This is a genomic window from Ruegeria sp. BF12 (assembly GCF_056538705.1).
The window spans coordinates 184,012-196,794 of record NZ_JBQFTP010000001.1; the positions used below are offsets into that span (position 1 = coordinate 184,012).

General features: G+C 58.5%; 14 protein-coding genes. 6 read left to right on the forward strand and 8 right to left on the reverse strand.

Annotation, left to right across the window (positions count from 1 at the left end):
* Positions 1–64: 64 nt before the first annotated feature.
* Positions 65–427 carry a SnoaL-like domain-containing protein gene (locus tag ACR0J0_RS00910; protein ID WP_480660558.1) on the reverse strand — a complete coding sequence of 121 codons (363 nt, stop codon included), beginning with the start codon at positions 425–427 and terminating at the stop codon, positions 65–67.
* Between the two features lie 109 nt (positions 428–536).
* Here ACR0J0_RS00910 and ACR0J0_RS00915 point away from each other — a divergent pair, with 109 nt between their 5' ends.
* The 3 genes from ACR0J0_RS00915 (at position 537) to ACR0J0_RS00925 (ending at position 4,818) form a co-directional block, all read left to right on the forward strand.
* Positions 537–2,144 carry a peptide chain release factor 3 gene (locus ACR0J0_RS00915; RefSeq protein ID WP_480660560.1) on the forward strand — a complete coding sequence of 536 codons (1,608 nt, stop codon included), beginning with the start codon at positions 537–539 and terminating at the stop codon, positions 2,142–2,144.
* A gap of 225 nt (positions 2,145–2,369) precedes the next feature.
* Positions 2,370–3,275: a glycosyltransferase family 2 protein gene (locus ACR0J0_RS00920; RefSeq protein ID WP_480660562.1), complete on the forward strand. Its 906-nt coding sequence runs from the start codon at positions 2,370–2,372 to the stop codon at positions 3,273–3,275.
* Positions 3,276–3,459: 184 nt separating this feature from the next.
* Positions 3,460–4,818, forward strand: coding sequence for a DEAD/DEAH box helicase (locus ACR0J0_RS00925; RefSeq protein ID WP_480660564.1), 1,359 nt, complete (start codon positions 3,460–3,462; stop codon positions 4,816–4,818).
* Here the strand turns inward: ACR0J0_RS00925 and ACR0J0_RS00930 are convergent.
* The 3 genes from ACR0J0_RS00930 to ACR0J0_RS00940 are packed head-to-tail and all read right to left on the reverse strand — an operon-like array spanning position 4,815 to position 6,819.
* Entirely contained in the window at positions 4,815–5,717 is a 903-nt protein-coding gene (locus ACR0J0_RS00930) for an EamA family transporter (RefSeq protein WP_480660566.1), read from the reverse strand. The genes ACR0J0_RS00925 and ACR0J0_RS00930 overlap by 4 nt on opposite strands.
* A gap of 21 nt (positions 5,718–5,738) precedes the next feature.
* Positions 5,739–6,623 carry a fatty acid desaturase gene (locus tag ACR0J0_RS00935; RefSeq protein WP_480660568.1) on the reverse strand — a complete coding sequence of 295 codons (885 nt, stop codon included), beginning with the start codon at positions 6,621–6,623 and terminating at the stop codon, positions 5,739–5,741.
* Positions 6,616–6,819, reverse strand: a complete 204-nt coding sequence (locus ACR0J0_RS00940; RefSeq protein WP_480660569.1) for a DUF2061 domain-containing protein — start codon at positions 6,817–6,819, stop codon at positions 6,616–6,618. The genes ACR0J0_RS00935 and ACR0J0_RS00940 overlap by 8 nt, the downstream gene beginning before the upstream one ends.
* Before the next feature lie 107 nt (positions 6,820–6,926).
* On the opposite strand from ACR0J0_RS00940, the gene ACR0J0_RS00945 reads away from it, so the two are divergent.
* Positions 6,927–7,790, forward strand: a complete 864-nt coding sequence (locus ACR0J0_RS00945) for a helix-turn-helix domain-containing protein (protein ID WP_480660571.1) — start codon at positions 6,927–6,929, stop codon at positions 7,788–7,790.
* Positions 7,791–7,883: 93 nt separating this feature from the next.
* Positions 7,884–8,066: a hypothetical protein gene (locus ACR0J0_RS00950; RefSeq protein ID WP_480660573.1), complete on the forward strand. Its 183-nt coding sequence runs from the start codon at positions 7,884–7,886 to the stop codon at positions 8,064–8,066.
* 6 nt (positions 8,067–8,072) lie between these two features.
* On the opposite strand, the gene ACR0J0_RS00955 is transcribed toward ACR0J0_RS00950, so the two are convergent.
* The 4 genes from ACR0J0_RS00955 to bcoG form a co-directional block, all read right to left on the reverse strand.
* Entirely contained in the window at positions 8,073–8,834 is a 762-nt protein-coding gene (locus ACR0J0_RS00955) for an SDR family oxidoreductase (protein WP_480660575.1), read from the reverse strand.
* Complete coding sequence (locus tag ACR0J0_RS00960) at positions 8,831–10,297, reverse strand: carnitine 3-dehydrogenase (protein WP_480660577.1); 1,467 nt, start codon at positions 10,295–10,297, stop codon at positions 8,831–8,833. Before ACR0J0_RS00960 ends, ACR0J0_RS00955 begins: the two co-directional genes overlap by 4 nt.
* An 8-nt stretch (positions 10,298–10,305) precedes the next feature.
* Positions 10,306–10,635, reverse strand: a complete 330-nt coding sequence (locus ACR0J0_RS00965; RefSeq protein WP_480660579.1) for a hypothetical protein — start codon at positions 10,633–10,635, stop codon at positions 10,306–10,308.
* A 63-nt stretch (positions 10,636–10,698) separates the two neighbouring features.
* Complete coding sequence (gene bcoG / locus ACR0J0_RS00970; RefSeq protein WP_480660581.1) at positions 10,699–11,613, reverse strand: 3-dehydrocarnitine:acetyl-CoA trimethylamine transferase BcoG; 915 nt, start codon at positions 11,611–11,613, stop codon at positions 10,699–10,701.
* 133 nt (positions 11,614–11,746) lie between these two features.
* On the opposite strand from bcoG, the gene ACR0J0_RS00975 reads away from it, so the two are divergent.
* On the forward strand, positions 11,747–12,733 hold the full coding sequence (locus ACR0J0_RS00975; RefSeq protein ID WP_480660583.1) for a GlxA family transcriptional regulator: 987 nt from the start codon (positions 11,747–11,749) through the stop codon (positions 12,731–12,733).
* The last annotated feature ends 50 nt before the right edge of the window (positions 12,734–12,783 follow it).

Sequence of the window (12,783 nt, forward strand, 5' to 3'; positions counted from 1 at the left end):
CTCCCTGACTTTGCCGAAACATCTAGCACCAGCCTTTCAGGGAAGACCAGCGGCCGATCATGGATCAGTAAAAGAACTCTTCGCGCACGATTTTACCGTCCGCGACGTGGTAAACGGCGACTTCACGCATATCAAAACTGTCGCCGCTTTCCTTCATTGTGCCTTTCACCTCAAAGATCACGGCAAAGCGGTCGTCACCATGCAGTAACGGATCACTGACTGATCCGCCGGTAACTTCGGTAGAGTTTTTCCACCATTCCTGCTTACCGCGGATCGCGTCCCGGCCATGAGCCTCGCGACCAATACCCAAGGCATCGACGGATTCGATCGAAACGGCATCGGCGGCATAAAGCTTGTCCAGATTTTCCATCGCCCGGTTTTCCCGGCATCCGGCAACGAGCTCTTCGGCAATTTCTTTAATATTCATCACACCCCTCCATCATTTGTTCACTATACGTTCTCATTGCCATATACGGGCGATTCTGAACAGTCCCTTTGTCTTGCCTCGGCAGGTTTCCCCGCATATACGCGCGTTCATGCTTGATACCGCCTCGAACCAACCCGTATTGCCGCCCGAGATCGCCCGGCGCCGGACATTCGCCATCATCTCGCACCCGGATGCGGGCAAGACGACGCTGACTGAAAAGTTCCTGTTGTACGGGGGCGCGATTCAGATGGCCGGTCAGGTGCGCGCCAAGGGTGAGGCACGGCGGACGCGCTCGGACTTCATGCAGATGGAGAAAGATCGGGGCATCTCGGTCTCGGCATCGGCCATGTCGTTCGACTATGACAACTTCCGGTTCAATCTGGTGGATACGCCCGGTCACTCGGACTTTTCCGAGGATACCTATCGCACGCTGACCGCAGTGGACGCCGCCGTCATGGTTATCGACGGTGCGAAAGGTGTGGAAAGCCAGACGCAGAAGTTGTTCGAGGTCTGCCGCCTGCGCGACCTGCCGATCCTGACCTTCTGTAACAAAATGGACCGCGAAAGCCGCGATACGTTCGAGATTATCGACGAAATTCAGGAAATGCTGGCCATTGATGTGACCCCCGCAGCGTGGCCCATCGGTGTGGGCCGCGATTTCATCGGCTGCTATGACATGCTGCGCGACCGGTTGGAACTGATGGACCGCGCCGACCGTAACAAGGTCGCCGAAAGCATCGAGATCAACGGGCTGGACGACCCGAAACTGGCCGAGCATGTGCCCGAACACCTTCTGGAAAAGCTGCTGGAAGAGGTCGAGATGGCGCGCGAGTTGTTGCCCAAGCTTGATCCGCAGGCGGTACTTGAGGGGCATATGACTCCGATCTGGTTTGGCTCGGCCATCAACTCGTTCGGCGTGAAGGAACTGATGGAGGGCATTGGTGCCTACGGCCCACAGCCGCAGATCCAATCCGCCGAACCGCGTCAGATCGCGCCCGATGAGAAGAAGGTCGCCGGCTTTGTGTTCAAGGTGCAGGCCAACATGGACCCCAAGCACCGCGACCGAGTTGCTTTCGTGCGCATGGCCTCGGGCCATTTCAAACGCGGCATGAAACTGACCCATGTGCGGTCGAAAAAGCCGATGGCAATCTCGAACCCTGTCCTGTTCCTCGCCTCCGACCGCGAACTAGCCGAAGAGGCCTGGGCCGGCGACATCATCGGCATCCCCAACCACGGCCAGCTGCGCATCGGCGACACGCTGACCGAAGGCGAAGCGCTGCGGGTGACCGGCATCCCGTCCTTCGCACCGGAACTGCTGCAAGGCGTCCGCGCAGGCGACCCGATGAAGGCCAAGCATCTGGAAAAAGCCCTGATGCAATTCGCCGAAGAAGGCGCGGCCAAGGTGTTCAAACCGTCCGTTGGTTCCGGCTTTATCGTCGGCGTCGTTGGCGCGCTGCAGTTCGAAGTGCTGGCCAGCCGGATCGAGATGGAATACGGCCTGCCCGTGCGGTTCGAGGCATCTCAGTTCACCTCTGCCCGTTGGGTCAGCGGTGACAAGGCCGAGGTCGACAAGTTCGTCAACGCCAACAAGCAGCACATTGCCCATGACCACGATGGCGACATCGTCTATCTGACGCGCCTGCAATGGGACATCGACCGGGTTGTGCGGGACTACCCAGAGCTGAACCTGACCGCCACGAAAGAGATGATGGTGTGATGCTAATGGCCGATTGCACACGCGTTAATGCCTGTGCAAGCTTACGCGCATGAGTGATGAATCTCTGTATCTTTCGGGGCGTATTCCAGGCACTGTGCGCGAGCAATGCAATCTGAGAAAACTGTTTGAATTCAGCGTCGAATCGCCCGACGCTTATCTTGGCAACTCCCGTCGTCACAGCGTCATTTGGCAGGTTCGGGCATGACGACTTGGGGGATCGTGTCCATGGTCCGCGGGTCCACCGAGGACATCCTTAGGTTCGCGGCACATCACCTCGATCTGGGCGTAGACTACATGTACATCTACATGGACGAGCCCAACCCGGAAGCTCACAAAGCGCTTCGCAAACACCCGAAGATCAGAGCGCGAATCTGCGATGATGCGTTCTGGGAGAAACGCAACCGAGTCCGGCCGGAAAGGCATCAGGTTCGCCAGACGCTGCATGCGACTTTTGCCTATCGCAACACCGATCTGGATTGGCTGGCCCATATCGACGTTGACGAATTTCTGTCGTCCTCAAAACCCATCCGGGAATTGCTGCAATCCGTCCCGTCCAATACCCCAGCTGTCCGCGTCCGCCCTATGGAAGTGATGGTCGGCGGAGACGACCTGTACAAGGCCCATATCCCAGCCGGCCCGGGCCGCTCGGCGCTTGTGCAGTCGCTTTACCCCAACTATGGGGAATTTGTTTTGGGCGGGTTTCTCAGCCATGTTCAGGGCAAGTTGTTTGTCCGAACCGGGCTGGAAAGACTGAACTTTCGTATCCACAATCTGTTTCAAAACAAAGAGCTTTTGCCCTGCAAATTTGAATTGCCCGGGTTGGAGTTGTGCCATCGCCACGCCGTGGATTGGGACCATTGGATGGCTCACTATCAATTCCGGATGGAGCGGGGCTCATACCAACCCGGTATGTCACCCAATGTCCCCCGTGAGCTGGGCGGTTTGAACAAAAATGAACTGCTTAACTGGATTGAAACGGAACAGGGCATAGACGGCCTGCGCGCATTCTTCGATGAAATCAGCGGTGCAGACCCGGACGTACGGGCACGGCTGCAAGAGTATGGCCTGATCCGGCACAGACCGCTGGATCTGGATGCGAAGATTGTGAAACACTTTCCCGGAAGCTGCTGAATTGTTGCGAAAATTCTGCAGCGGGAATTGGTGACATCAGGTTAAGGGGTCTTCATTTGACGCTGCCCCACGATTTTGTTATGTCCGCGCAAAGCCGAAATGTGCCTGACAGCGCATGGCCATCCGGGCCCGGCATACCTTTGACGCGCGGGCCAGGTTTAGTGTCCGCATGAACCGGACATACATGACAAAATTCAACGAACTGAACCTGAACCCGAAGGTCCTCAAAGCCATTGAGGAAGCAGGATACGAAACGCCCACTCCGATTCAGGAGGGCGCTATCCCCCCCGCGCTTGAAGGGCGCGACGTGCTTGGGATTGCGCAAACCGGCACTGGCAAGACCGCCAGCTTCACCCTGCCCATGATCACCCTGTTAGCCCGTGGCCGTGCACGCGCACGAATGCCGCGTTCGCTGGTACTCTGCCCGACGCGGGAATTGGCGGCACAGGTGGCCGAAAACTTCGATACGTACTCCAAACACCTGAAACTGACCAAAGCGCTGTTGATTGGCGGAGTCAGTTTCAAGGAGCAAGAAGCGCTGATCGACCGCGGCGTTGACGTACTGATCGCGACGCCGGGCCGTCTGCTGGACCATTTCGAACGCGGCAAGCTGTTGCTGACTGGCGTTCAGATCATGGTGGTGGACGAAGCCGACCGGATGCTGGATATGGGCTTTATCCCCGATATCGAACGCATCTTCTCGCTGACGCCCTTCACGCGCCAAACCCTGTTCTTCTCGGCCACCATGGCGTCCGAGATTGAGCGGATTACTGACACCTTCCTGTCAGCCCCGGCCCGGATCGAGGTTGCTCGTCAGGCCACCGCGTCCGAGACCATCGAACAGGGTGTCGTGATGTTCAAAGGCGGTCGCCGCGACCGCGAGGCCAGCGCCAAGCGCAAGACCCTGCGCGCGCTGATCGACGCCGAGGGTGATAAGTGCACCAACGCGATCATCTTCTGCAACCGTAAGACAGACGTGGATATCTGCGCGAAATCGCTGAAGAAATATGGCTATAACGCTGCAGCCATTCACGGCGATCTGGATCAGTCGCAACGGATGAAGACACTGGACGGGTTCCGCGATGGCTCACTGCGCCTGCTGGTGGCGTCTGATGTGGCCGCGCGTGGGTTGGATATCCCGTCGGTGAGCCACGTGTTCAACTTCGACGTCCCCGGCCACGCCGAGGATTACGTACACCGCATCGGTCGTACGGGCCGGGCTGGACGTGAAGGCAAAGCCATCACCATCTGCTCAAAGCGTGATGAAAAGGCTCTGGATGCGATCGAAAAACTGATCCAGAAGGAAATCCCGCGGATCGACAATCCGATCAAAGAAGAGCCCAAGGACGAAGCGCCGAAGCCCGAGAAGAAAGCCAAACCTTCCGAAGGCAAAAAGAGCGAGGCCAAAAAAACCGACCGCAAAAAGGACAGGGACTCCAAAGGTCGCGGTCGCCGCGATGACGGTGGCGCCGCGGTTGTGGGCATGGGCGATCACCTGCCCAGCTTCATCGCTCTGAGTTTTGATGAGCGTCGGGCAGGCTAAATAGCCAATACCAGTGCCAGTATCGAGGCACCAAGCAACGTCATCCCGGCGATCTCACGCCGGGTGATGCTTTCCCTGAAAAACAAGATCGAGGCAAACAGGCTGAGGATCAACTCAACCTGCCCCAATGCTTTGACGTAAGCCGCGTTTTGCAGCGTGAAGGCGAAAAACCAACAGAACGACCCGCACAGGCTGGTCAGGCCAACAAACACGCCGGTCCTGCGCGTGTCCCATACCGCACGCAGTTCTGCTCTGTCGCGCCACAACAACCACAGACCCATGCTGAAGAACTGGAACGACACCACGACGGCCAGCGTGATCAATGCGCGGTACCAGGCATCGATATCCCCCAGTTCCAAGGACGCGCCGCGATAGCTGACGGATGAGAAGGCAAACAGAACGCCTGAGCCCAACCCAAGGCGTGATGCCCGATTGGTGAGGTTTTCCCACCAAACCCCTTCCCCACCGGGATTTTTCGACAAGAGTAATACAGCCATCAATCCCAGAATGATTGCGAACAACGCGCCGGAAGACACCTGATCGCCCAGGATCAAGAACCCGACGATCGCGGTCTGGATGACCTCGGTCTTTTTGAACGTGATACCCACCGCGAAATTGCGCTGTTTGAACAAGGCAACCACACAGATGGTCGCCAAAATCTGCGTGGTCCCGCCGATCACCGCAAACAGCCAAAAACGCCCGGTCAGGGACGGCAGGCCGAAACCCGTTATCTGCATCGCCACGACCAGGCCCAAAACTGCCAGAGGCATCGAGTAAGCAAAACGGGCAAAGGTCGCACCAGCCGCTGAAAGCTTCACGGTGCTCAGAGATTTCTGCAGCATGAACCGCACGGTCTGAAACGCGGCAGCGGCGATAGTGACGGGAATCCATAAACTCATGGATTCCCTTGTGTCTTCAAATCAGCCCTTTGGCCAGAGCGGATGCTGGACCGGGTCTTTGGCGCGCCAGAAATAGGACCGAAAGATCTCAGCGTACGAGCGATAGACATAGGCTTCGTTGCTGGCCAGATAGCTGTCCTTACCGGCGCGATAGAGTGCCGGCAAACGATACCATGGCGCGCCCGGGTTCATGTGATGAACAACGTGCAGGTTGTTGTTTAGAAACAGAAATGCTAGCAGGCCGCGATCTTCGACAATAACCGTTCGCGCCCTTGATTCCTCATGGGCGCGGTGCTCAAGGAAGGTACGAATCTTGACCAGCCCCAATCCGATATAGGCCGACAGAACAAAGGCCCAGATCGGCATCGGAGACTGTGCGACAATCCACAAAACGGCGACCACCCCGAGCAGATGTAGCGCCCATGCCAGCAGAATGTCGCGATCCCCGCGCAGCGCGCCGCGAAGCTCATCCCGGAAGAACGTGTATTGTCCGATAGCGGGGCCTAGCACGATACGCCCGAACAGCGTGTTGTTCGCGGAAAGCAGCCATTTCTGCCAATCAGCCAGAGTGTTCCAGACCTTTGGGTCAAGATAGTTCGACTCGGGGTCGTCATAGGGATCGGTCAGGGTCGAGTCCCGATGGTGCGCCAGATGCAGGTCCCGGAACCTGTTGTAGGGAATGAGCAAGGTAAGCGGCAGCGCCATCAGCGCTTCGTTCAGCCAACGGGTGCGAAATGGATGTCCATGCAGCGCCTCATGCGTCAGTGACGAGTGCAGCGCCGCGACAAGCCCCATTGCCGGAATGGCCAGCCATACGGGCAGCGTGAAAATCACCGCCAACCATGCCGCATAGCAGGCCAAAATCAGGGCAAAGGTGCCCCACTCGGGTCCCGGCCGCTCAGACATTGCGACCCCATGTGATTCCGGCCCAAACACGCTCGTAAATCACGTAAAGAGTCAGCCCAATTGCCGTGTTCACAACGGCCAGTGTCCCTCCGACTGTCGCTGAGCCTGTAGCGACCAGCCCAACCAGAGTCATCATGACCAGGCCCATTGCATTCCACACCACTGCTTTCACGACAGATCTTCGTCGCGTTTCCATTCCGTCACCCATATTGTTGTTATATTTTGAGAATTACGTATCTGGGCCGGGGTTGAAAATTCTGAATATGATTAACAAAACTCATCACTTGTGATATTTTTCATCATATGACGGATAAAATAGACAAACGAGACCGCGCTGCGCAGTTCAGGCTACGTCTTGCCCGCGCCATGGAGGAACGACAGGTCAGCCAAAGCGCGCTGGCGCGAAATATTGGCGTCGATCGTTCAACTGTGTCACAGCTTTTGACCGGAGAAGGTGCGCGGCTTCCGAACGCGCATGTGGTGGGCAGCTGTGCCTCGGCGCTGGGGGTATCTGCGGATTGGTTGCTCAGCCTGTCTGATCGACCTGAAAGCGCCGCTGAGTTGCTGGCGAGTTCCCTGAGCATGACCAAGGCCCCACGCGCGCTGGTTGATGAGCGTATTTTCGAATGGCACAAAGAAGCTGCGGGCTACAAAGTCCGGTATGTTCCGGCGACCTTACCGGACATGTTGAAATCCCGCGCCGTGCTGGAATGGGAATACGCCCCACATCTGGGCCGGACAGCGGATCAGGCCATTGGTGCCTCGGCAGATCGTCTGACATGGATGCGCAGCGCACAATCCGACTATGAAATCGCGATGCCGCTGTATGAGGTCGACAGCTTCGCCCGCGCGACTGGCTACTATGAAGGGTTGTGCCCGAAAATCCGTTTGGACCAGATCGATCACCTGCTTGAGGTGTGCGAGCAGCTTTACCCCCGTCTGCGCATCTATCTTTTCGACGCCAAACGCCTGTATTCCGCGCCGGTCACGATTTTCGGTCCCCTGCTTTGCGTGTTCTATGCGGGCAGCCACTATATGGCGTTTCGTGACCGCGACCGGATCGAAACTTTTACCCGTCATTTCGACACATTGGTACGCGAAGCGGATGTGACCGCGCGGGATTTTCCCGAACACCTCAGGCAATTACGAGCGGCAATCCCCGCCTGATAGCGTTCCCATGATGCGCAAGCCACCAAGGTGTGATATCGTCGCCTGGCGCGAACTTTCGGGCATTCCGATTACAGACGGAGGACCACAGGAATGGACGCATTAAAAACCGCTCAATACGCTCGGGCGCTTTATTCGGCCCACGGTGATCAGGCCGAGGCGGAAGCTGCACAGAAAATGCGCGAGTGTGAAGCCGCCGGGAATATGCAACAGGCCCGGGATTGGCAGGCAGTCCGCCAATCCATCCGCCAGATTCGCGGGCCCAATCAGGGCTGAAACCGCTTAAACCTTTGGGTCGGGGTTAACCGTATGCCCGTCGACGGCAATCACTTGCCCCGACACCAGCCGTGCTGCGTCAGACGCAAGGAACACGGCCATATTGGCGATATCGTGGCCTTCGACAAAGCGCCCCATTGAGGTGCCCGAAGCATAGCCTTCATAAACCTGATCGCGGGTCATGCCTTTGGCATCGGCTTCGCGTTGCAGCACACCTTCCATCCGTGGGCCTTCAACTGCGCCGGGACAGATGGCATTGCATCGCACGCCATGTGGGCCAAGTTCCATAGCCAGCGTCTTGGCCAGCCCGATCATCCCCCATTTAGCAGCCGCATAAGGTGCCCGGTTGGGGTAGCCGTATTGCCCAGCGGTCGAAGACGTGATCACGACCGCGCCGCTACCTTGCCGCTTCAGCAGTGGTGCCGCGTATTTCGAGCAAAGAAACGCCCCTTCCAAGTTGACCGCAAGGCACAAGCGCCAGTCATCCAGAGCCACATCCTCGACCAGGGCCGTCGGTCCTGCGATCCCTGCGTTTGCACATAGGGTGTCCAAGCCGCCCCATTCGGCCTCAATGTCCTTGAACAGAGCGGCCACGGCATCCTCGTCCGCGACATTGGTCACGGACCGTTTCCAATGGGTTGGGCAATCAGACAGAGCCTTCTGATCAACATCCGCCACCCAGACCTTGGCACCGGCTGAATCAAATGCCTCGGCCATGGCACGACCGACGCCCGAGGCGCCAGCCGTGATCAGAACGCGCCCGCTCATGCCGGTTTGCGAATCGCAGCGCCCGCACCTTCCGGATAGGGCAAATCGGCCTGCGCTTCTGCAATCCGGACCATCGCCGCCTCGATCTCGGCCGACGGGGCACTAGGGCGACGGGTTTCAAGGCTGACATGCAGCAGGAAGCTTTCGCCTGTGGCCAGCAGTTTGTCGCCTTCATACATGCTGTGGAACACGTGCAACTTCTTGCCCTGCCCCAACAGCATCTGCGTGCGCACTTCGATCTTCGCGCCAGCGTTTACTTCATCGATGTAACGGATGTGGTTTTCAGCGGTGAAGTAGCTGCCGCCCGATGAAATGTAATCCGCATCGCAGCCGATAATCTCCATGAAACGGTCGGTCGCCGCGGCGAAGGCCTCAAGATACCGGGCTTCGTTCATGTGGCCGTTGTAGTCCGTCCAGTCCAACGGCACCGCGCGTGACAGCGTCAGGATCGGCTGACTCAAATCGGCCTGTTCCATCGTCGGCAAAGCACCTGGTTTCAGCGCAGCATCGTGCTGGTTCAACACCGCGCCCGCACCATAGTTCTGCGCCTTCAACGCGCGCATCATGCCCACCAGGTTGTTGTCGCGAATACGCTCCAACTCGCGGATTGAGTGCATTCCGGACTGTGCATCCGACTGATCGGCGATCATGTCGACCAACTCATCCGTGAATTCCGGCACATCCATCAGCTTGGTCCACGGCCACTTCAGAGCCGGGCCGAACTGCGCCATAAAGTGCCGCATGCCCGCCTCACCGCCAGCCACGCGATAGGTCTCGAACAGCCCCATCTGCGCCCAGCGGATGCCAAACCCCATACGGATCGCTTCGTCGATTTCTTCCGTCGTTGCGATACCGTCTTTGACCAGCCACAGCGCCTCACGCCAGACGGCCTCGAGGAACCGGTCGGCAATATGTGCGTCGATCTCTTTTTTGACGTGCAGTGGGAAAAAACCAACCGATTTTAACAGGTCCTGCGCCCGCTCAACCATCTCGGGCGGGTTCTTGTCGGTCGGCACCAGCTCGATCAGCGGCAACAGGTAGACCGGGTTGAACGGGTGCGTAACTACGATCTGTTCGGGACGCAGCGCGCCGTCCTGAAGTTCCGACGGTTTAAACCCACTGGTCGAAGAGCCGATGATCGCATCCGCGTCACATGCTTCTTGCAAGCCTTTATAAACCTTCAGCTTCAGGTCCAGCCGCTCCGGTACGCTTTCCTGAATCCAAGAGGCACCTTGTACAGCATCTGCCATCTCATCATGGAAGGTCAGCGTGCCTTCAGCTGGCAATGGCACGTCACTCAGCCCCGGCAGAGACCGCCGTGCATTGTCCAGAACCTCGCCAATCTTACGCTCGGCCTCTGGGTCCGGATCGAACACCCGGACATCCCAGCCGTTAAGCAGAAACCGGGCGGCCCATCCGCCGCCGATCACACCACCACCGATGATAGCTGCTGTTTTTGTCATATCTTTTCCTAGTCGATACAGATCACCAGCTCGCGCCCCGTCTCATCCAGATGCGGAATGCATCCGAACTGCGGCGTGACCGCGCTGCATTGTTTGGTCTCTGACAGGCAAAAGCCCTGGCAGTCCGAACCTGTTTCACAGGTCTTGCCCGCATCTGCTAACGACAGGATGCACACATACTGCTGCGCTTTACCCGCAACCTCGTAAGTTCCGTCTTTGGCCTCGCAAGCCTGCCTTTCATTCTGGACTGGCTCAACCTCCGCCTTGTCATCCGTTGGAAGGCAAGCCGCCAGAAATCCTGCTCCGACAAGCACCACACACCGCGACATCACTTTCATGAGTTATTCCTTCAGTTGATGCCCCGGTGTCTTGGCTTTGCGAAAACTCTGCAAGGCGAAGTTTCAGCCCTTCGGCGCCCGCTTCACCAGCCCCAGCTTCTCGCGCACTTCCTGCGCACCGATCACCCGCGCACCCATGTTCGAAACGATGGTGTTGGCGCGTTCAACCAGCTGCCAGTTTTCCGCCAAAACGCCTTTGTCCAGCCACAGGTTGTCCTCGAGCCCGACACGCACATTGCCGCCAGCCAGCACCGAAGCGGACGCATAGGCCATCTGATTCCGGCCTAGCGAGAAGGCGCTGAACGTCCAGTCGTCAGGCACGTTGTTGACCATCGCCATGAAGGTGTTGAGATCATCCGGTGCGCCCCACGGTACGCCCATACACAGCTGAACCAGCGCCGGGCTGTCCAGAATACCGTCTTTAACCAGTTGCTTTGCGTACCAAAGGTGACCGGTATCGAACGCTTCGATCTCGGGCTTCACGCCCAAGTGCGTCATCATCCGCCCCATCGCCTGCAGCATGCCTGGCGTGTTGGTCATGACGTAATCGGCTTCGGCAAAGTTCATCGTGCCGCAGTCCAGGGTACAGATCTCGGGCAGACACTCGGCCACGTGCTCAACGCGCGCGGCTGCTCCAATCATGTCGGTTCCATCTTCGCGCAATGGCAGCGGAGATTCGGTGGGGCCAAAGACCATGTCACCGCCCATACCCGCAGTCAGGTTCAGAACAACGTCGACCTCGGCCTCGCGAATGCGGTCGGTTACCTCGCGATACAGGTCCAGACGCCGGCTGGGCGCACCAGTTTCGGGGTCGCGTACGTGGCAATGTACAATAGCCGCCCCGGCCTTAGCCGCAGCGATCGCGCTTTCGGCGATCTGCTTCGGCGAACGCGGCACATGCGGGCTGCGATCCTGTGTTCCGCCCGAGCCGGTGACGGCGCAAGTGATGAAGACTTCGCGGTTCATTTCCAGTGGCATGGTGTTTTCCCCAACTTATACCCGGTTTTGACCCAAGTTATCCTCAGGCTTCTCCCCGGATTCCGATTTGCTTTCATACCCGACTCTGGCGCAGCCTTGTGCAAACAACTTGCCAGAATGCGAATCGAACTTGATGAAATCCGCAAAAAACATACTCCAGCCCGAACATCGCGCCCTGAAAACGGCCGTGCTGGTTCTGGATGAATGCAACACGCTCAGCTTTGCCTCGGCTGTCGATCCAATGCGCGCGGCCAACCGGCTGGCGGACCGCCCGGCCTTCGACTGGGACTACGTGACCGCAACAGCGGAACCGGCGATGCTGACCAGCGCCCTAAATGTGCCGGGCATTCCGCTGGCTAGGCTCCAGGGTTGCGACCTTATGATTGTTGTCGCCGGATTCCAACTGGCGCGCCACGCAACCCCCAGCCTGTTGGCTGGCTTGCGCCGTATTGCTGGAACCGGCGCCACCATGGCCGGGATCGACGGAGGACCCTGGCTGCTGGCCGAGGCCGGCCTGCTGAACGGTCATGCCGCCACCACTCACTGGGAGGATCTGGACAACTTCGCGGCCCGCTTCCCTGACGTCGATGTCCGTCCGGATCGTTTCACCGTTTCCGGCAATCGGCTGACCTCTGGCGGGGCAATTCCGGCGGTCGAGATGATGCTGCACATCATCGCCGCACGCCACGGGGCGGGTTTCGCTGCCCGCGTGTCAGGGTTGTTCCTGTACGATGGTGCGCCCAGCCCATCGAAACCGCAAAGCCGTACCGGCGCACCACATCGCCATACCGCGCTAACTGCCAAGGCAAATACCTTGATGGAATCGTCTCTGGATGAACCCCTGCCGCTGGCGGACATTGCCCATACGCTGGGCACCAGCCCGCGCACTCTGCAGCAACAATTCCGCCTGCGTCTGAACACGACACCACAAGATCACTACCTGCAACTGCGTCTGGCCGAAGCGCGCCGCCTGGTCACCGATACTGACATGCCTCTGATGGACGTGGCCCTGGCCACCGGCTTTGGCTCACAGTCCAGCTTCGCCCGCGCCTTCCGGACAGCCCATGGCCTTTCGGCCCGTGACCTGCGTCAGGATCGCGCCCAGCCGACACATCACTGACAGGATCCCCTTCATCTGGCCCCAAATACCTCGGGGGAGGCGCGCAAAGC

Coding starts and splice junctions, on each gene's coding strand:
- ACR0J0_RS00910 (WP_480660558.1), bottom strand. CDS start 427: ATGAATATTAAAGAAATTGCCGAAGAGCTCGTTGCCGGATGCCGGGAA.
- ACR0J0_RS00915 (WP_480660560.1), top strand. CDS start 537: ATGCTTGATACCGCCTCGAACCAACCCGTATTGCCGCCCGAGATCGCC.
- ACR0J0_RS00920 (WP_480660562.1), top strand. CDS start 2,370: ATGGTCCGCGGGTCCACCGAGGACATCCTTAGGTTCGCGGCACATCAC.
- ACR0J0_RS00925 (WP_480660564.1), top strand. CDS start 3,460: ATGACAAAATTCAACGAACTGAACCTGAACCCGAAGGTCCTCAAAGCC.
- ACR0J0_RS00930 (WP_480660566.1), bottom strand. CDS start 5,717: ATGAGTTTATGGATTCCCGTCACTATCGCCGCTGCCGCGTTTCAGACC.
- ACR0J0_RS00935 (WP_480660568.1), bottom strand. CDS start 6,623: ATGTCTGAGCGGCCGGGACCCGAGTGGGGCACCTTTGCCCTGATTTTG.
- ACR0J0_RS00940 (WP_480660569.1), bottom strand. CDS start 6,819: ATGGAAACGCGACGAAGATCTGTCGTGAAAGCAGTGGTGTGGAATGCA.
- ACR0J0_RS00945 (WP_480660571.1), top strand. CDS start 6,927: ATGACGGATAAAATAGACAAACGAGACCGCGCTGCGCAGTTCAGGCTA.
- ACR0J0_RS00950 (WP_480660573.1), top strand. CDS start 7,884: ATGGACGCATTAAAAACCGCTCAATACGCTCGGGCGCTTTATTCGGCC.
- ACR0J0_RS00955 (WP_480660575.1), bottom strand. CDS start 8,834: ATGAGCGGGCGCGTTCTGATCACGGCTGGCGCCTCGGGCGTCGGTCGT.
- ACR0J0_RS00960 (WP_480660577.1), bottom strand. CDS start 10,297: ATGACAAAAACAGCAGCTATCATCGGTGGTGGTGTGATCGGCGGCGGA.
- ACR0J0_RS00965 (WP_480660579.1), bottom strand. CDS start 10,635: ATGAAAGTGATGTCGCGGTGTGTGGTGCTTGTCGGAGCAGGATTTCTG.
- bcoG (WP_480660581.1), bottom strand. CDS start 11,613: ATGCCACTGGAAATGAACCGCGAAGTCTTCATCACTTGCGCCGTCACC.
- ACR0J0_RS00975 (WP_480660583.1), top strand. CDS start 11,747: ATGAAATCCGCAAAAAACATACTCCAGCCCGAACATCGCGCCCTGAAA.